General features: G+C 64.2%; 14 protein-coding genes, 6 tRNA genes and 2 pseudogenes. 6 read left to right on the forward strand and 16 right to left on the reverse strand.

Annotation, left to right across the window (positions count from 1 at the left end):
• Positions 1 to 81 precede the first annotated feature (81 nt).
• The 9 genes and pseudogenes from ASC95_RS21150 to rimP form a co-directional block, all read right to left on the reverse strand.
• On the reverse strand, positions 82 to 1,197 hold the full coding sequence (locus ASC95_RS21150; protein ID WP_057299687.1) for an enoyl-CoA hydratase/isomerase family protein: 1,116 nt from the start codon (positions 1,195 to 1,197) through the stop codon (positions 82 to 84).
• A complete protein-coding gene (locus tag ASC95_RS21155; protein ID WP_057299688.1) occupies positions 1,194 to 2,063 on the reverse strand; it encodes a DMT family transporter in 870 nt (289 codons plus the stop codon). Before ASC95_RS21155 ends, ASC95_RS21150 begins: the two co-directional genes overlap by 4 nt.
• 105 nt (positions 2,064 to 2,168) lie before the next feature.
• Positions 2,169 to 3,992: a translational GTPase TypA gene (gene typA, locus ASC95_RS21160; RefSeq protein WP_057299689.1), complete on the reverse strand. Its 1,824-nt coding sequence runs from the start codon at positions 3,990 to 3,992 to the stop codon at positions 2,169 to 2,171.
• A gap of 24 nt (positions 3,993 to 4,016) precedes the next feature.
• A complete protein-coding gene (truB, locus tag ASC95_RS21165; protein WP_057299690.1) occupies positions 4,017 to 4,973 on the reverse strand; it encodes a tRNA pseudouridine(55) synthase TruB in 957 nt (318 codons plus the stop codon).
• Positions 4,966 to 5,346, reverse strand: coding sequence for a 30S ribosome-binding factor RbfA (gene rbfA, locus ASC95_RS21170; protein WP_057299691.1), 381 nt, complete (start codon positions 5,344 to 5,346; stop codon positions 4,966 to 4,968). Before rbfA ends, truB begins: the two co-directional genes overlap by 8 nt.
• Positions 5,347 to 5,447: 101 nt before the next feature.
• Positions 5,448 to 6,872: translation initiation factor IF-2 (gene infB / locus ASC95_RS32035; protein ID WP_235538001.1), on the reverse strand; the 1,425-nt coding region annotated here is incomplete at its 5' end.
• A gap of 1 nt (position 6,873) precedes the next feature.
• Positions 6,874 to 8,509, reverse strand: a pseudogene (locus tag ASC95_RS32040) (translation initiation factor IF-2 N-terminal domain-containing protein); the annotation flags it as partial.
• 47 nt (positions 8,510 to 8,556) lie between these two features.
• Positions 8,557 to 10,035: a transcription termination factor NusA gene (gene nusA, locus ASC95_RS21180; protein WP_057299692.1), complete on the reverse strand. Its 1,479-nt coding sequence runs from the start codon at positions 10,033 to 10,035 to the stop codon at positions 8,557 to 8,559.
• A 128-nt stretch (positions 10,036 to 10,163) separates the two neighbouring features.
• Positions 10,164 to 10,670, reverse strand: a pseudogene (gene rimP / locus ASC95_RS21185) (ribosome maturation factor RimP); the annotation flags it as partial.
• Positions 10,671 to 10,929: 259 nt separating this feature from the next.
• On the opposite strand from rimP, the gene fabI reads away from it, so the two are divergent.
• Complete coding sequence (fabI, locus tag ASC95_RS21190; RefSeq protein ID WP_057299693.1) at positions 10,930 to 11,715, forward strand: enoyl-ACP reductase FabI; 786 nt, start codon at positions 10,930 to 10,932, stop codon at positions 11,713 to 11,715.
• A gap of 70 nt (positions 11,716 to 11,785) precedes the next feature.
• Here fabI and ASC95_RS21195 read toward each other — a convergent pair whose 3' ends face one another.
• Positions 11,786 to 14,053: an arginine/lysine/ornithine decarboxylase gene (locus tag ASC95_RS21195; RefSeq protein WP_057299694.1), complete on the reverse strand. Its 2,268-nt coding sequence runs from the start codon at positions 14,051 to 14,053 to the stop codon at positions 11,786 to 11,788.
• Positions 14,054 to 14,176: 123 nt separating this feature from the next.
• Here ASC95_RS21195 and ASC95_RS21200 point away from each other — a divergent pair, with 123 nt between their 5' ends.
• The gene (locus ASC95_RS21200) at positions 14,177 to 14,605 is read left to right on the forward strand and encodes an NfeD family protein (RefSeq protein ID WP_057299695.1); all 429 of its coding nucleotides are present in this window, start codon (positions 14,177 to 14,179) and stop codon (positions 14,603 to 14,605) included.
• A 30-nt stretch (positions 14,606 to 14,635) separates the two neighbouring features.
• Positions 14,636 to 15,553 (forward strand): SPFH domain-containing protein, encoded by a 918-nt coding sequence (locus ASC95_RS21205; RefSeq protein ID WP_057299696.1) that lies wholly within the window; start codon positions 14,636 to 14,638, stop codon positions 15,551 to 15,553.
• 284 nt (positions 15,554 to 15,837) lie between these two features.
• Here the strand turns inward: ASC95_RS21205 and ASC95_RS21210 are convergent, their stop codons facing one another.
• Positions 15,838 to 16,542 carry an autoinducer binding domain-containing protein gene (locus tag ASC95_RS21210; protein ID WP_057299697.1) on the reverse strand — a complete coding sequence of 235 codons (705 nt, stop codon included), beginning with the start codon at positions 16,540 to 16,542 and terminating at the stop codon, positions 15,838 to 15,840.
• A 78-nt stretch (positions 16,543 to 16,620) separates the two neighbouring features.
• On the opposite strand from ASC95_RS21210, the gene ASC95_RS21215 reads away from it, so the two are divergent.
• From ASC95_RS21215 to ASC95_RS30875, 3 genes are all read left to right on the forward strand, one after another.
• Positions 16,621 to 16,995 carry a hypothetical protein gene (locus tag ASC95_RS21215; protein WP_057299698.1) on the forward strand — a complete coding sequence of 125 codons (375 nt, stop codon included), beginning with the start codon at positions 16,621 to 16,623 and terminating at the stop codon, positions 16,993 to 16,995.
• Positions 16,996 to 17,045: 50 nt separating this feature from the next.
• A tRNA-Ser gene (locus ASC95_RS21220) sits at positions 17,046 to 17,135 on the forward strand.
• A gap of 203 nt (positions 17,136 to 17,338) precedes the next feature.
• Positions 17,339 to 17,563 carry a hypothetical protein gene (locus ASC95_RS30875; RefSeq protein WP_157256440.1) on the forward strand — a complete coding sequence of 75 codons (225 nt, stop codon included), beginning with the start codon at positions 17,339 to 17,341 and terminating at the stop codon, positions 17,561 to 17,563.
• Between the two features lie 51 nt (positions 17,564 to 17,614).
• Here the strand turns inward: ASC95_RS30875 and ASC95_RS21225 are convergent.
• From ASC95_RS21225 to ASC95_RS21240, 5 genes are all read right to left on the reverse strand, one after another.
• Positions 17,615 to 17,691: transfer RNA gene (locus ASC95_RS21225), tRNA-Asp, on the reverse strand.
• Positions 17,690 to 17,788 (reverse strand) — tRNA-Asp (locus tag ASC95_RS30880). The genes ASC95_RS21225 and ASC95_RS30880 overlap by 2 nt, the downstream gene beginning before the upstream one ends.
• A gap of 112 nt (positions 17,789 to 17,900) precedes the next feature.
• Positions 17,901 to 17,976, reverse strand: a tRNA-Glu gene (locus ASC95_RS21230).
• Between the two features lie 48 nt (positions 17,977 to 18,024).
• Positions 18,025 to 18,100: transfer RNA gene (locus tag ASC95_RS21235), tRNA-Ala, on the reverse strand.
• 75 nt (positions 18,101 to 18,175) lie between these two features.
• Positions 18,176 to 18,252: transfer RNA gene (locus ASC95_RS21240), tRNA-Asp, on the reverse strand.
• Positions 18,253 to 18,353: the final 101 nt, after the last annotated feature.

Below are 18,353 nucleotides of genomic sequence, written 5' to 3' on the forward strand. Positions count from 1 at the left end.
TCTCCGTCAGAACGTGAAAATTTTCGCGAGTGTGTGGAGATACGCCTGCCGGGCCTACCCCCATTCCGGGGGGCGACAGCTTCAGCTCAGGTCCCGCAGCGGGTGCTCGTTCGCAGGCCAGGGACTGACGAAGAAGGCCGCCACCTCCCCCGCGTCCACATCGGCAACCGAAGCTGGGCTCCAGCGCGGCGCGTGATCCTTGTCGACTGCCAGCGCACGGATGCCTTCGACGGTCTCGCTGCGGGCTGCGCCGCGCAGATGAAAGGCGTGGTGCACCAGATCGCGCTCCAGGCGCAGGTCGTCGGCCAGGCTGAGCCTGCGGCCGCGGCGCACGAGCTCCAGGGTCACGGCCAGCATCAATGGCGAGCGGGTCAGCAGCGTCTCGCGGGTCTGGCGCGCCCAATCGTCGTCGGCCGCGGCCAGGGATGCCAGGATGCCGGCCAGCGTCGGCTCGCCAAAATGGCGGTCGATGCGTTCGGCGGCAGCCTTGGGGTCGGCGGTGGGGGCGAGGTCAGCGCACTCCATGACGGTCGCGACGACGTGCTCGGCACTGGGCTGTGGGCTGGTTCTGAGCGCTTCGACGAGGCCTGCCCATTGCGCCGCGGGCACATAGACGTCGCCCAGACCCCATTCGATGGCGTCACCGGCCGCGATGGCCTGCCCCGTCAGCGCCAGCCATTCGCCGACGTGGCCGGGACATTGGGCGAGGAAGTAGCCCCCCCCGACGTCGGGAAACAGTCCGATGCCGGTCTCGGGCATCGCCAGCTTGGAGCGCTCGGACAGCACGCGCAACTTGGCGCCTTGGCTGATGCCCATGCCGCCGCCCATGACGATGCCATTCATCAGCGCGATATAGGGCTTGGGGTAGTGGTGGATCAGGTGGTTGAGGCGGTATTCCTCGGTGAAGAAGGCTTCCAGCGCGGGGTCCCCGGCATGTGCGGCCTGGTGGAAGAAGCGAATGTCGCCACCCGCGCAGAAGGCCGGCGCCTTGCCTTCGCGGCCCGCGCCGAGCACTGCGACTGCCTGGATCTCCGGTCGAGACGCCCAGTGGCGCAGCAGCGCCGTCATGTCGCGGATCATGGCCAGCGACAGCGCATTCAGCGCTTGCGGGCGGTTCAGCGTGATGAGGCCGAGGCAGCCGTTGACGTCGGCCAGGATATGGCCCTCAGACACCAGGGTCGGGATCAGGTCACTCATGCGTTATTCAAGGAGGCGGGTTTGACAGTGGGAGGCGCCAGCGCTTCGTTGGCGATCAACGCCGCAAGCACGAGGCTACCGCCGATCAGGGCCGCGCTGCCTGGGTGTTCGCCCGCAAAAGCCCAGGCCCACAGCACGCCGAGCAGGGTTTCCGCCTGGCCAAGCAACGCCAGTTCGTGGCCCGGCAGCTCGCGCGCCAGGCGCACGGCCAGCAGGCAAGGCACGGCGAGCTGGAAGACGCCAAGGAAGGCGAGCAGACTCAGATCGTGGGTGCTGGCCTGCATCGGCCAAGCCAGCGGCAGCGTCGCGGCCATGGACATCAAAGCACCGATCAGGACGGCGGGGAGCATGTCACCGTCCTGCCCTACTTTCTGAAGCAGGCACCAATTGGACGCGGCGGCCAGTGGCACGCCCAGTGCAACGAAGACGCCCAGCAGCGGCCCGCCCAGTTGGCCGCCGAACATCCAGGCGATGCCGGCGCCGGCCAGCGCAATCGCCCACCAGGTGCGCGCGGGAATCGGCTGATGTAGAAAGAGCCGCGCAAATATCGCCGTGAACAGTGGCGACAGCGACATCGTGACCAGCACATTGGCCACCGTCGTCAGCGACAGCGCCACCATGAAGGCCGTGAACATGACGGCCCAGCACAGGCCCGAGGCCCAGACCGCGCAGCCTTTCAGGCTGGGCAGCAACGCCCTGCCCCGCATCAAGCCCAGGATCACGACCAGTGCCAGCGCATTGAAGGCGCTGCGCCAGAACGTGATCTCGAAGCCTCGCGCCGCATCCAGATGCCGCGTGACCACGCCCGCCGAACTCCACATCAGCGTGACCAGCAGCATCAGCAAAACGGCGCTACGGTGGCTCATCAACGAAGAGCGCCCCTTTCGGGGCGCGGTCAATCAACTGGCTAGCGCCCCCTCCTGGAGGGGGCTGGGGGAGCACAAGGTGCCGCGCCAGCGTGTGTCGCGAGCTTAGGCTCGCGACGCACGCTTCCGCTCGTTCTCGCTGAGGTGGCGTTTGCGAACGCGAACACTCTTGGGCGTGATCTCGACCAACTCGTCGTCGTCGATGAAGTCCACGCCGTACTCCAGCGTCAGCTCGATGGGCGGCGTGACCTTGATCGCGTCTTCCTTGCCGGAGACACGGAAGTTGGTCAGCTGCTTGGTGCGCGTCGCATTGACGACGAGGTCGTTGTCGCGGTTGTGGATGCCGACGATCATGCCTTCGTAGACAGGGTCGTTGGGCTTGACGAACATGCGGCCACGGTCGTCCAGCTTGCCCAGGGCGTAGGTGAAGATTTCGCCGTCGTCCATGGAGATCAGCACGCCGTTCTTGCGGCCGCCGATGTCGCCCTTGTGGGCTTCGTAGCCGTCGAAGATCGACGAGATCAGGCCCGAGCCACGCGTCAGGTTCATGAACTCATTGCTGAAGCCGATCAGGCCGCGCGCAGGAATGCGGTACTCCAGGCGCACGCGGCCATGGCCGTCCGGCTCCATGTTGAGCATTTCGCCCTTGCGCAGGCCCAGCGCCTGCATGACGCCGCCCTGGTGGATTTCTTCCACGTCGGCGGTCACCAGTTCCATCGGCTCCTGCTTCTCGCCGTCCACTTCCTTGAACATCACGCGCGGCTTGGAGACGGCCAGCTCGTAGCCTTCACGGCGCATGTTCTCCAGCAGGATGGTCAGGTGCAGTTCACCGCGGCCGCAGACCTCGAAGATGCCGTCTTCATCGGTCTCCTTCACGCGCAGGGCCACGTTGTGCTGCAGTTCCTTCTGCAGGCGGTCCCAGATCTGGCGGCTGGTGACGAACTTGCCTTCGCGGCCAGCCAGGGGGCTGGTGTTGACGCAGAAGTTCATCGTCAGCGTCGGCTCGTCGACCTTCAGCATCGGCAGGGGTGCCGGGTTGGCCGGGTCGGTCACGGTGACGCCGATGCCGATGTCCTCGATGCCGTTGATCAGCACGATCTCGCCGGGGCCGGCTTCGGTGACCTGCACGCGGTCCAGGCCGTGGAAGGTCAGCACCTGGTTGATGCGGCCGTTGACGCTCTTGCCGTCAGGGCCTTCCATGACGGCGACCTGCATGCCGGGCTTGATCGTGCCCTGGCTGATGCGGCCCACGCCGATGCGGCCGACGAAGGTGGAGAAGTCCAGCGCCGAGATTTGCAGCTGCAGGGGTGCGGCCGGGTCGCCGGTTTGCGCCGGCACATGCTTGAGCACGGTGTCGAACAGGGCCGACATGTCGGGGCCCCACTGCTCGCCCGGCGCGCCTTCGGTCAGCGAGGTCCAGCCATTGATGCCCGAGGCGTAGACGACCGGGAAGTCGAGCTGCTCGTCGGTGGCGCCGAGCTTGTCGAACAGGTCAAAGGCGGCATTGATGACGGCGTCGGGCTTGGCACCCGGCTTGTCGACCTTGTTGACGACCACGATGGGCTTCAAACCCAGGGCCAGCGCCTTCTTCGTGACGAAGCGGGTCTGCGGCATCGGGCCTTCCTGGGCGTCGATGAGCAGCACGACGCCGTCGACCATGGACAGCGCGCGTTCGACTTCACCGCCGAAGTCCGCGTGTCCGGGCGTGTCGACGATGTTGATGTGCGTGCCACCCCACGACACGGCGCAGTTCTTGGCCAGGATGGTGATGCCACGCTCGCGCTCGATGGCGTTGCTGTCCATGACGGTGTCGACGACCTTTTCGTGGTCGGCGAAGGTACCGCTCTGGCGCAGGAGCTGGTCGACCATGGTGGTTTTGCCGTGGTCGACGTGGGCAATGATGGCAATGTTGCGGATCGGGGTGGTCATGGTGATGCTTCGAAAAAAACCGGTTCAGGCAGAGATGAGCGCCTGGACCTCCGGCGGGGTCAACAGGCGGTCGGCGATCAGCTCGCCAGAGGTGATGTGGGCGCTGCCGAGGAAGGCACGCGGTTCGGGGCCGTAGACGCGCACGCGCCCGGTGTCGGCGGCCGTCACGCGGCGGCGCAGGCCGGACAGGAAGCGGGCAGCTTCGTCGGCAGGCAGGCGCAGCTCGGGGGCTTCGGCCAGCAGGCGGTCCGGTGAAGTCAGCAACGCGGCGCGTTGTTCTTCGGGAAGGGCTTCGAGGCCGCTGAGCGTGATGCTGCCGTCCAGCGTCAGGCTGCCGGAGCCCGTGCGGCGCAGTGCGGCCAGCGAAGCACCGCAGCCGAGTGCAGCGCCAATGTCTTCGGCCAGCGTGCGGATGTAGGTGCCTTTGGTGCAGCGGACGTCGAGAGTCACGGTGCCAGCCTGCACGGCGACGATGTCGATGGCATGAATCGTCACGCGGCGGCTCTTGCGCTCGATCTCGACACCGGCGCGGGCGTACTCGTAGAGCGCCTTGCCTTCGTGCTTGAGCGCCGAGTACATCGGCGGCATCTGGTCGATCTCGCCGGTGAAGGCGGCGCAGGCGGCGGCGATCTGCTTGGGTGTGATGTGGTCGGCGTCACGGCGCTCCAGCACCTCGCCTTCGGCATCACCGGTGGTCGTGCGGACGCCCAGCGCCAACGTGGCGAGATAGCGCTTGTCGGCGTCCAGGCTGACCTGGCTGAACTTGGTCGCGGCGCCAAAGCACAGCGGCAGCAGGCCGGTGGCCAGCGGGTCCAGCGTGCCGGTATGGCCGGCCTTCTCGGCGCGCAACAGCCACTTGGCCTTCTGCAACGCGTCGTTGCTCGACAAGCCCAGCGGCTTGTCGAGCAACAACACGCCATGCAGCGGGCGGCGCTGGATGCGTACCCGAGCGGGCCTCGCGGTGACGACGGCCTCAGTCATTCGGCTCCTCGTCTTCCAGCGCACGTGTTGCATTGGCCCTGTTGATCAGCGCACTCATCTCGGCAGCACGCTCGATGGTGCGGTCGAACTGGAAGTGCAGCGTCGGCACCGTGTGGATCTGCAGGCGTTTGAACAGGCCATTGCGCAGGAAGCCCGCAGCCTCGTTCAGCGCTTCCTGGGTTTCCTTCGGGTCACCGACCAGCACCGAGAAGAACACCTTGGCATGGGCGTAGTCCGGCGTCACCTCGATCGCATTGATCGTTGCCATGCCGATGCGCGGATCCTTGAGCTCGCGGATGAGCTCCGCCAGATCGCGCTGGATCTGGTCGGCGACTCGGAAAGCTCGGTTGGGGATGGCGCGTTTGTGTCTCATGGCAGGTTTCCTGATCAGGCTGTTTGCGCGGTTCACGCGCGGACAGCCAACAAAGAACAAACCCCGCCCCGAGGGGCGGGGTTAACCCTCGGGGCTGAAGTTCAGAGCGTGCGGGCCACTTCCTTGATCTCGAAGAATTCGAGCTGATCACCTTCCTTGATGTCGCTGTAGTTCTTGAGCTTGATACCGCACTCGAAGCCTTCCTTGACCTCGCGGACGTCGTCCTTCTCGCGACGCACCGAGTCCACCTCGCCCGTGTAGACGACGGTGTTCTCGCGCAGCAGTCGGAAGCGCGCGCCACGGCGGACCAGGCCGCTGGTGACCATGGAGCCAGCCACCGTGCCGATCTTGGAGGCGACGAACACGACACGGATCTCGGCCGTGCCCAGTGCTTCTTCGCGCTGCTCGGGTGCCAGCATGCCGGACATTGCCTTGGTCACGTCATCCACAGCGTCGTAAATGATGCTGTAGTAACGCAGATCGACGGCATTGCCTTCGGCCAGCTTGCGCGCACCGGCGTCGGCGCGCACGTTGAAGCCGATGATGACGGCCTTGGACGCGATGGCGAGGTTGACGTCGCTCTCGCTGATGCCACCGACCGCCGCGTGGACGATCTGCACCTTGACCTCGGCGTTGCTGAGCTTGAGCAGCGAGGCGGCCAGCGCTTCCTGCGAGCCCTGCACGTCGCTCTTGATGATCAGCGGCAGGGTCTGCACGTCGCCGGCGCCCATGTCGCTGAACATGTTCTCCAGCTTGGCGGCCTGCTGCTTGGCCAGCTTGACGTCGCGGTACTTGCCTTGGCGGAAGGTCGCGACCTCGCGGGCACGGCGTTCATCGCCCAGCACCATGAACTCGTCACCGGCTTGCGGCACTTCGGTCAGGCCCTGGATCTCCACCGGGATGGACGGGCCGGCCTCGTTGGTCGGCTTGCCGTCCTCGTCCAGCATGGCGCGCACGCGGCCGAAGGTGGAGCCTGCCAGCACGACGTCGCCGCGCTTCAAGGTACCGCTCTGAACCAGGACGGTGGCCACCGGGCCGCGGCCCTTGTCCAGCTTGGCTTCGATGACCAGGCCCTTGGCCATGGAGGCCACCGGTGCCTTCAGTTCCAGCACTTCGGCCTGCAGCAGCACCTGCTCCAGCAGGTCGTCGATGCCCTGGCCGGTCTTGGACGACACGCCGATGAAAGGCGACTCGCCACCGAATTCTTCCGGCACGACCTGTTCGGCCACGAGCTCGCTCTTGACGCGCTCGACGTTGGCATCCGGCTTGTCGATCTTGGTCATCGCGACCACGATGGGCACGCCAGCGGCCTTCGCGTGGTGGATGGCTTCCTTGGTCTGGGGCATGACGCCGTCGTCAGCCGCGCAAACGAGGATGACGATGTCGGTTGCCTTGGCGCCGCGAGCCCGCATGGCCGTGAAGGCCGCGTGACCCGGGGTGTCCAGGAAGGTGATCATGCCGCGCGGCGTGTCGACGTGATAAGCGCCGATGTGCTGCGTGATGCCACCCGCCTCGCCCGCTGCAACNAATCAAGATGCAGAGCCAAACCGCGCGTGGACGCAATGTGGGCCTCGCCCGCTGCAACGCGGGCACGGCGGATGTAGTCCAGCAGCGAGGTCTTGCCGTGGTCGACGTGGCCCATGACGGTAACGACCGGGGCGCGCGACAGCGACTCGTGCTGCTGCTCGGTGATGCCCTCTTCTTCGAGGAAGGCGTCCGGATCGTCCAGCTTGGCCGGGAAGGCCTTGTGGCCCATTTCCTCGACCAGGATCATGGCCGTCTCTTGGTCCAGCTGCTGGTTGATGGTGACCATCTGGCCCAGCTTCATCAATTGCTTGATGACCTCAGCGGCCTTGACGGACATCTTGTGCGCCAGATCGGCCACCGAGATGGTCTCGGGCACATGCACTTCCTGGATCTGCATTTCTGCAGGCGCCTGGAAGTTGCCCTGGCCATTGCCGCCACGGTCGTTGCCGCCACGGCGGCCGCCGGCGCCACCGCGCGCCGGAGCACGCCAGTTGCCGCCGCCACCCGGGCGGTTGGCGCCAGCGGGGCCGGCACCGATGGTCTTGAGGCCACGCTTCTTGGCGGCGTCATCGGCCCAGCTGGACGACAGCTTCTCGGACTTGACCGACTTCTTGTCGCCCGGCTTGCCAGCGCCCGCACCGGCTGCAGCAGGTGCTGCGCCCGGCGTGCCAGCCTTCTTGTGGATGGTGCCCTTGATGCCCGCGGCGGCTTCGACCGGCTTGGGCTCTTCGGGCTTCTTCGCGACCAGCACCTTCTTGGGTGCATTCATCATCGCGCGGATCTTGGCGGCCTCGTCCTCGGCGGCCTTGCGGCGGCGGGCCAGGTCGTCCTGCTTCTGCTTCTCTTCGGCAGCGGCATCGACGGCCTTGACGACGCGCAGAGCCGGCTTGGCCACTTCGGGCGCGGGCGGCGGCGGCGCGACGACTTCAGGCGCCGGCGCGGGCGGCGGCGGGGCGACGACTTCGGGCTCGGGTGCAGGCGCAGCGGCCTTGGCACCGCGCTTGGAAGCGGCCTTGTTGATGGCGGCAGCTTCGGCAGCGGCAGCAGCGGCATTGCGCTGGCGCGCCTCGGCCTGCTCGACGGGCGTGACCTCTGGCTTGGCAGCGGCAGCCGCAGCGGCAGCTTCGGCAGCGGCCTTGGCGGCGGCTTCGGCGGCAGCCTGCTCCTCGGCGCGGCGCGCCTCGGCAGCTTCACGCGCGGCGCGTTCGGCGTCCTCGCGAGCCTTCACCTTGGCGGCGAGTTCCTCTTCCTGGGCACGCAGTGCAGTGGCCTGGGCCTGGGCTTCTTCCTCGCGGCGCACCAGTTCGGCATCGTCGGGGCCGGCAGCGGCCTCGTCGTCGCGCTTGACGAAGGTGCGGGTCTTCTTGACCTGGACCTGGATCGTGCGGGCCTTGCCACTGGCATCGGCCTGCTTGATTTCGGTGGTCGACTTCTTGACCAGCGTGATCTTCTTGCGTTCGGCGCCAGCGGTGCCGTGGGAAGAGCGCAGGTGGTCGAGCAGGCGTTCCTTGTCGTTCTCGCTCAGCGAGTCGTCGACGGAAGACTTCTTGACGCCCGCGGCATGCAGCTGCTCCAGCAGCGTGCCCGCCGGCTTGCTCAGCTCGGCGGCGAATTGGGCGACGGTAGTCACGGCCATGTGGGGATCCTTCAAATTACTTTCGGTGCGGCGCGGCGTGTGGTCGATCAGGCGTTGAACCAATGTTCACGGGCCTTCATGATCAGCGCGCGTGCCGCGGCCTCGTCTTGGCTGGTCAGCTCGACCAGCTCGTCGACAGCCAGGTCGGCCAGATCGTCACGGGTGTTGATGCCGCCTTCGGCCAGCTTGCTCAACAACTCGGGGGTCACGCCTTCCAGATCGCGCAGGTCTTGCGAGACCTCCTCGACCTTCTCTTCGCGGGCGATTTCCATGGTCAGCAGCGCGTCCTTGGCGCGGGTGCGCAGCTCGTTGACCGTGTCCTCGTCGAAGGCCTCGATCTCGAGCATTTCCTGCATCGGGACATAGGCAACTTCTTCCAGGCTCGTGAAGCCTTCGGCGATCAGGATGTCGGCGACTTCGGCGTCGACGTCGAGCTTCTCGACGAACAGCTTGCGGACGCTTTCGGCCTCGACCTCATGCTTGGCGGCCGATTCCTCGGCCGACATGATGTTGATGCGCCAGCCGGTCAGCTCGGACGCCAGGCGCACGTTCTGGCCGCCGCGACCGATGGCGATGGCGAGGTTTTCCTCGTCCACAACCACGTCCATGGCATGGCGCTCTTCATCCACGACGATGGACTGCACGTTGGCCGGTGCCAGCGCGCCGATGACGAACTGCGCCGGGTCTTCACTCCACAGCACGATGTCGACACGCTCGCCGGCCAGCTCGGTCGTCACGCCGTTGACGCGCGAACCGCGCACGCCGACGCAGGTGCCAATGGGGTCGACGCGGCGGTCATGGCTGACGACGGCGATCTTGGCGCGGCTGCCGCTGTCGCGGGCGCAGCTCTTGATCTCCAGCAGGCCTTGCTCGATCTCGGGCACTTCCTGCGCGAAGAGTTCCTTCATGAACTCGGGCGAGGAGCGCGACAGCATGATCTGCGGGCCACGCTGGGTCGGGTCCACGCCGAGGATGACGGCACGCACACGGTCACCGGTGCGCAGGTTCTCTTTCGAGATCATCTCGCTGCGCTTGAGACGCCCTTCGACGCGGCCGCTCTCGACAATGATGTCGCCCTTGTCCAGGCGCTTCACCGTACCGACGAAGATCTTTTCGCCGCGCGACATGAAGTCGTTAAGCAACTGCTCGCGTTCTGCGTCGCGGATCTTCTGCAAGATCACCTGCTTGGCAGCCTGCGCGCCGATGCGGCCGATGGGCAGGGACTCGACGGGTTCCTCGATGTGGTCGTCCACCTCGATGTCGGAGATCTGCTCCTGGGCTTCAAACAGCAGGATCTCGGCGTCGGCGTTCTGCAGGCCGGCCTCGTTGGGCACGACATGCCAGCGGCGGAACGTCTCGTACTCGCCGGATTCGCGATCCACACTGACGCGGATGTCGGCCTCAGCGCCGTAAATCTTCTTGGTGGCCGATGCCAGCGCGGCTTCCACCGCACCGAACACGACATCGCGTTCCACGCTCTTTTCGCGCGAGATCGCGTCCACCAGCATCAACATTTCACGGTTCATTGCTTGAGACCTCCGTCAACCTTGTCTTGGCCGGGCGCCGCATCACTGGGCGCGCCCGCTTGTTTCTTGAGTGCTGCCTCTTTCGGCTGCTTCTTCGGCTTGATGACACCACGCTGGCCCGGCTTGCGGTCGGGCGCCGGCTCGCCACCACGACCCTTGAAGCTGAACGACGGCACGAGGCGTGCCTCGCGCACCTCGTCGAGCGTGAAATCAAGCGCCTGATCGGCCTCGCCGTCGTCGAACACCAGGCGCCAGGCCTGGTCGTCCGCCGCGTCCGGCTGGGCACTGAGGACGCCGCGGTACTTCTTTCGTCCCTGAAAAGGGGACTTGAGCGTGATTTCGACTTCCTGGCCGGCAAAGCGCGCGTAATGCGCGGCCTTTTTTAACGGTCGATCCAGGCCAGGCGAAGACACTTCGAGCCGGGAATATTCCAAACCCTCGACCTCCAGCACATACTGCAGCTGCCGTGTGACCTTTTCGCAGTCATCCACATCGATCAACTCGCCGGCATCCGCTTGCGCCTGCAGCTTGTCGATCGTCACGCGCAGCGTCCCACCACTGGCACTGCGTTCGCAGTCCACGAGTTCGTAACCGAGTCCGGTCACGGTCGTTTCCACAGTGGTTTGCCAACTCATTCGGGGTATGCGGGCGTCTAGCGAAAGAAAATCGAAAAAGCAAAAAAAATGGGCTGGATGAATCCGCCCACTCGTTCACTGGATATCGCGCCCCGGGGGATGTCGTCCGGAGCTCGTTGAGAGCCTCCCACGCAGTTGCACGGAGTTCTCTCATTTCTGGTGAAGCTCGGATTGTACTGTGCAAGTCCCATGCCGGCAAGTCGCTACGCCCTGCGCGTGCCAGAATCCGAGGCTGTTTGAGACCTCACAGGAGACAAGAATGGGCTTTCTCGCCGGCAAGCGGCTGCTGATCACAGGTGTGCTGTCCAACCGCTCCATCGCCTACGGCATTGCCCGTGCCTGCCACCGCGAAGGTGCCGAGCTGGCTTTCAGCTATCAGGGGGAACGTTTCAAGGACCGCATCAGCGAGTTCGCTGCCGAATTCGGCTCCAAACTCATTTACGACTGCGACGTGACCAGCGATGAGCAGATGGAGGCGCTGTTCAACCAGCTCGGCGAGGTCTGGCCGGAGTTCGACGGCTTCGTCCATTCCATCGGCTTTGCGCCTCGCGAGGCGATTGCCGGCAATTTCCTGGACGGCATGACGCGCGAGAACTTCCGCATCGCCCACGACATTTCCGCCTACAGCTTCCCCGCCATGGCCAAGCTGGCCGCCCCGCGCCTGCGCCCTGGCGCCGCCCTGCTCACGCTGAGCTACCTGGGCGCCGAGCGCTACGTGCCCAACTACAACACCATGGGCCTGGCCAAGGCGGCGCTGGAGGCCAGCGTGCGTTACCTGGCCCACGACCTCGGCGCCAAAGGCGTGCGGGTCAACGGCATCTCCGCCGGCCCCATCAAGACGCTGGCAGCCTCCGGCATCAAGGACTTCGGCAAGCTGCTGAGCCAGTTTGCCGCCTCGGCGCCGATCCGGCGTAACGTGACCATCGACGACGTCGGCAACGCCGCTGCCTTCCTGCTGTCCGACCTGGCCGCCGGCGTCAGCGCCGAGATCATGTATGTCGATGGCGGTTTCAGCCATGTCGCACTCGCCGGCGGCGGCGAGTGAGCAGTTCGGCGCGCCGCGCGCCCTGACGTACCTCGTGAACCTGCGCCGACAGATGGGCGCAGGGGCCTGATCAGGCCTTCACGCAGTCCACGTAATACCGGCCGCGGCCGGTCTCCTCGTCCACTTCATGGACAAGGCCATGGACGTCGGTCGCGAAGCCCGGAAACTTCGCGTTGAAGCTGCGCGTGAACTTCAGGTAATCGACGATCTTCTTGTTGAAGCCTTCGCCCGGGATCAGCAGCGGAATGCCGGGCGGATAGGGCGTCAACAGAGAGGTCGTGATGCGCCCCTCCAGGTCGTCGATGCCGACGCGTTCGGTCTTGCGCTGTGCGATGTGGGCATAGGCTTCCGTCGGCGTCATCAGCGGCTGCAGATTGGACAGATACATGTCCGTCGTCAGGCGTGCAATGTCGCCTTCGGCATAGGCCCTGTGAATGGACTGGCAAAGGTCGCGCAGGCCCATGCGCTCGTACTTCGGAAACTTCGCGCAGAACTCCGGCAGGATGCGCCACAGCGGCGCATTCTTGTCGTAGTCGTCCTTGAACTGCTGCAATGCGGTCAGCAGTGTGTTCCAGCGGCCTTTGGTGATGCCGATGGTGAACATGATGAAGAAGGAATACAGCCCTGTCTTCTCGACGACGACGCCATGCTCGACGAGGAACTTGGTAACCACCGAGGCCGGGATGCCGGTGGTGGCGAAGCGCCCCTCCATGTCCAGCCCAGGCGTGATGATGGTGGACTTGATCGGGTCCAGCATGTTGAAGCCCTCGGCGAGCGCGCCGAAGCCATGCCACTCTTCGTCGGCATGCAACATCCAGTCGGCCGACATGGGTTCGCCGCCCTCTTCGGCGCGCAGATGATCGGGGCCCCAGACCTTGAACCACCAATCGTCGCCGTAATCGCCCTCGACCTTGCGCATGGCACGCCGAAAGTCCAACGACTCGCGAATGCTTTCCTCCACGAGCGCCGTGCCGCCGGGCGGCTCCATCATCGCGGCAGCCACGTCGCAGCTTGCGATGATCGAGTACTGCGGCGACGTCGACGTATGCATCAGGTAGGCCTCATTGAAGAGGTGCTTGTCGAGCTTGACGCTCTGTGAGTCCTGCACGAGCACCTGCGAGGCTTGCGAGATGCCGGCCAGAAGCTTGTGCGTGGACTGGGTCGCGTAGACCATGGCTTCCTTGGGGCGCGGGCGGTTCTTGCCCATCGCGTGAAACTGGCCGTAGAAGTCGTGGAAGGCCGCGTGCGGCAGCCACGCCTCGTCGAAGTGCAGCGTCGGGATGTAGCCGTCGAGCTTTTTCTTGATGGTCTCGGTGTTGTAGAGCACGCCGTCGTACGTGCTCTGCGTCAACGTGACAATGGCAGGCTTGACCGTGGCGGGGTCGATATGCGCGAGAAGCGGGTTGGCGGCAATCTTGGCGCGAATGGTCTCGGGGCTGAACTCGCTCTCCGGGATGGGGCCGATGATGCCGTAATGGTTACGCGTCGGCGTCAGGAAGACAGGGATGGCGCCGCACATGATGATGGCGTGCAGATTGCTCTTGTGGCAGTTGCGGTCGATGACGACGACATCGCCGGGCGCCACGGTGTGGTGCCAGACCATCTTGTTGGACGTCGACGTGCCGTTGGTGACGAAGAAGCAGTGATCGGCGTTGAAGATGCGCGCCGCGTTCTTCTCGCTGGCCGCAACCGGGCCGGTGTGGTCCAGCAGCTGGCCGAGCTCTTCAACGGCGTTGCACACGTCGGCGCGCAGCATGTTCTCGCCGAAGAACTGGTGGAACATCTGGCCGACCGGGCTCTTCAGGAAGGCGACGCCGCCCGAGTGGCCCGGGCAGTGCCAGGAATAGGACCCGTCCTGCGCGTAGTCCATCAGCGCCTTGAAGAACGGCGGCGCCAGGCCGTCGAGGTAGCTCTTGGCCTCGCGAATGATGTGGCGGGCCACGAACTCGGGCGTGTCCTCGAACATGTGGATGAAGCCATGCAGTTCGCGCAACACGTCGTTAGGCAGATGCTGGCTGGTGCGCGTCTCGCCGTAGACGTAGATGGGGATGTCCGGGTTGCGGTTGCGGATCTCCTGGATGAACTTGCGCAGGTTCAGCACGACAGGGTCCATCTCTGGTCCGGCGGTGAACTCCTCGTCGTCAATGGACAGGATGAAAGCCGAGGCGCGGCTTTGCTGCTGGGCGAACTGCGACAGGTCGCCGTAGCTCGTCACGCCCAGCACTTCCATGCCCTCCTTCTGGATGGCCTCGGCCAATGCGCGAATGCCCAGGCCCGAGGTGTTCTCGGAGCGGTAATCCTCATCGATGATGACGATGGGAAAGTGAAAACGGATCATCGGCGGCCTCCAGCGGGCGGGCATCAAAAAAACGAAGCGGCGAAGTGTAGGGCCGCAGCATGTCCCACCCGCTTCCACGCAGTCTATAAACTGGTCCGATAACACTTACCCCGGGGAGACAAGATGGAATGGAACTGGGCCGCCGTCTGGTGGATCACTGCAGGACTGCTCGTCGCGGCCGAATTGACCAGCGGCACGTTCTATCTGCTGATGCTGGCTGTCGGGGCTGTCGCCGGTGCGCTGGCGGCTCATCTCGGGGCGAGCCTGACCGCACAGGTGCTGACCGCCGCCGTCACAGGCGGTGCAGCGGTCGTGGGCTGGCACCTGCGGCGCAGTCGCATGCCCGCACCCGCCCCCGCTGCCAGCAACCCCGACGTCAATCTCGACATCGGTCAATCCGTCCAGGTCGAGACTTGGTCAACCGACGGCCGGGCCAAGGTGCAATACCGCGGCGCCGCCTGGCAGGCACGCTTCATCGGCAGTCCGCCGGCCCAAAGCGGCCGGCATGTGATTCGAGCAGTCGAAGGCAGTTGCCTGCTGCTCGATCGCTGAGCCTGAAAACCAACAACACCGGGAGGCCTCATGGGGTTCCAAATCGCACTCGTCATCCTCGTCATCGCGGCCATCTTCGTGGCGCGTTCCATCAAGGTCGTCCCGCAGCAGAACGCCTGGGTGGTGGAGCGCCTGGGCAAATACCACGGGACGCTCACGCCGGGGCTCAACTTCCTCGTGCCGTTTGTTGACCGGCTGGCCTACAAGCACTCGCTGAAGGAGATCGCCCTCGATGTGCCCAGCCAAGTCTGCATCACCAAGGACAACACCCAGCTGACGGTTGACGGCATCCTCTACTTCCAGGTCACCGACCCCATGCGGGCGAGCTATGGCGCGAGCAACTATGTCGTCGCCATCACGCAGCTCGCGCAGACGACGCTGCGCTCAGTCATCGGCCGCATGGAGCTGGACCGCACCTTCGAGGAGCGCGCCGTCATCAACACGTCCGTCGTCGAGGCCTTGGACGAGGCGGCCTTGAACTGGGGCGTCAAAGTGCTGCGCTACGAGATCAAGGACCTGACGCCGCCGCCGGCCATCCTGCATTCCATGCAGGCGCAGATCACGGCGGAACGCGAGAAGCGCGCGCTGATTGCGGCGTCAGAAGGCCGACGCCAGGAGCAGATCAATATCGCGACCGGCGAACGCGAGGCGGCCATTGCGCGCTCGGAGGGCGAGAAGCAGGCCGAGATCAACCAGGCACAGGGCCAGGCCGCAGCGATCACCGCAGTCGCGGACGCGACGTCGGACGCCATCCGCAAGATCGCAGCGGCCATCCAGCAGCCGGGCGGCGATCAGGCTGTGCAACTGAAGGTCGCCGAGAAGGCTGTCGACGCCTATGCCCAGCTTGCACAGAAGAACAACACGATGATTGTGCCGGGCAATATGACCGAGGTCGCCGGCTTGATCGGCACCGCGATGGCGCTACTGAAAGCCGGCAGCAAGGTCTGACGGCCCAAATGCAAAAAAGCCCGCGAGGGCCCTATCAGGGCGGTCGCGGGCGCAAGACGTTCGGGGGGCGCCGAACGAAAGCGATGGAGGTGTCGCTTTTCCTAACGAACCGCCGAGATCAGTTGCTCAGCCACCGGTGTAGGGCAAACCCAGCAGTTCGGCGAGCACGTCCCAGAGCGACACGTTTTTCATTTAAGCCATCCGTAGATCGGTGTTGAGATGGCACGCAGTTTGTCGGTTGGACGGTGCTCAGGGAACTACAAACCCTGGTAGGGCTGGCCGCATCAGATCAGCCCGAGCTCCATGGCCTTGAGCACCGCCTGGTGCTTGGTCGAGACATCCAACGCCTTGAACAGCTGCTTCATGTGGTAGTTCACCGTGTTCTCGCTGATACCTAGCAAGCTACCGACGACCCAGGCACTCTTACCTTCCATGGTGAGCTTCAATATCTCGAGCTGACGCGCTGGAAGATTAGGCTTGGTCGTCGGGACCAAGAGGCGATCAGCAGCATCCTGGGCGTGCACGGCCAGTAGTTGCAGGTCCGCCATCATTCGGTTGAGCTTGATTGGATCGCTGGGCAAGTTTTGGTGCCGGTCCACACCTAGCAGGAAGCGTCGATAGCCTGGCATATGCACGCTTACGGCCAAGCCTGTTCTATACCCGAACGGCGCCTGCATTTCCCAAAGATCACCCGCCTGGGCCTTCACATAGAGGCTCTGATCGTAGATCAGCGGGGCGGCATTGCTCATGACATGGCGATGCACGGGGTCACGCTTGGCGTTGCCGGGGTCGATCTGCGCTGCAAGGAATTCCGCAGGCGTATTGCCTATGGAAAAATATTCCGTCTTTGCTCCGGGACTGCGCCGCTCAATGGCCAAGACGCCCGAGACCAAGCCGAAATCCAAGTCATTGGCGAAGTCGATCAGCCCCTGTCGGAAAGACGTGAGATCTGCCGCTTGACTGACTTGTTCGTACCGCTGGAGGCTCATGCGCTACTAGGGTTGGTAGGCGCAGCGCGGCCTCGACGAACGCAAACTGCACGACATCCAAATGACGGGGAGATCCGAATGCAGATGGCAGCTTGGCAACTGATGGCCTGCGAGACGGTCGTCAAGACTGTAAACGAGTTTGAAAAAGTGACAGACGACCTGCGTCAAATCGGAAGCAGTGTCAGAGTGCACGATGCACGTTCCGGGCTGCGATGTGGCCAGGAAGTGTGGGCCGCACTGGCCGATGGCGAAGCCATCCAGATTGCATGGGAGTGGACAGAGATCCAGCCGGACGTCGTGGCGCTGTTCGATCCGATGAACATCTTGTGCAACGTCGCGCTGATTGACGGCCACGGGCATGAGCTGGCGCGTTCGCGCCGCATGCTGCACCTCAACAACATCGTCCACCAACTCGACTGGCGGGGCGCACTGGACTGGCGAAACACCAACTGACCAAATGCTCCTTGCAGTGCCGCGCGATAGGTTATGATCGTGGGCTTGCAGGAGAGGTGGATGAGCGGTTTAAGTCGCACGCCTGGAAAGCGTGTGTGGGTTTATCCCCACCGCGGGTTCGAATCCCGCCCTCTCCGCCAAAGTATGAACGGGCCCTCAGGGCCCGTTTTGCTTTTCGGACCTGGTGATTGATCGACATGGGGTCGCAGTTCAGCCCCCGGAAAGCGCAGTTCGTCGCGCGGCACTGGCTCGCGGTCCGGCCTTGTTCAACACTTCAGTCCGCACCTTGCTAACCGCAAGGCTGGAGCCGGAGATGCCAAGAGTGAAAAAGGGATGGTGGTGCTTGAGCTTGACGCTCGGATTGCTTATCGGCGGCATGCCGGCGAAGGCCAGTGAAGTTGTCAAGCTCGCCCGCCTCGTTGTCAGTGGCAAGCGCGGGCCTGTCGAAGCCCCACGTTCCGCGCCGACCGAGCAGCGCCCGGCCCCGAGCAACTCACAGATTCATGGCACCGGCGGGAATGACGACGCCGGCACTGCGCCTGCTCCGGCGCGCGGCCTCGTTTCCTGAGCGGAAAACAAAACGCCCCGAAACCTCACGGTTTCGGGGCGTCGCTATTTTTGGCGGAGTGGACGGGGCTCGAACCCGCGACCCCCGGCGTGACAGGCCGGTATTCTAACCAACTGAACTACCACTCCGCGTGGGATGAATTCGATACCGTCTTTCGACAATATCCAAGCTCATCAAACTNCCGGCGTGACAGGCCGGTATTCTAACCAACTGAACTACCACTCCGCGTGGGATGAATTCGATACCGTCTTTCGACAATATCCAAGCTCATCAAACTTGCCCGTCTTGCGACGGGATTGCCAATCGCATTCCCATCATACGACGAGATTGCCAATATTGGCGTCCCCTAGGGGATTCGAACCCCTGTAATCACCGTGAAAGGGTGGTGTCCTAGGCCTCTAGACGAAGGGGACAGAACTTTTTAAACAAACCACGTGCCACACAAAAACCACAAGAGTATTTGGTGGAGGTAAGCGGGATCGAACCGCTGACCTCTTGCATGCCATGCAAGCGCTCTCCCAGCTGAGCTATACCCCCGGTATAAACCGGTCGCAAAAAGCAAACGGCCAATAAATTGGCCGTTCTTTTATCGGGTGGACCCGATGGAATCCTTGGCGGAGTGGACGGGGCTCGAACCCGCGACCCCCGGCGTGACAGGCCGGTATTCTAACCAACTGAACTACCACTCCGCGTGGGATGAATTCGATACCCCCCCGGCGTGACAGGCCGGTATTCTAACCAACTGAACTACCACTCCGCGTGGGATGAATTCGATACCGTCTTTCGACAA

This window comes from Pelomonas sp. Root1217, assembly GCF_001425705.1.
GTDB lineage: Bacteria > Pseudomonadota > Gammaproteobacteria > Burkholderiales > Burkholderiaceae_C > Pelomonas.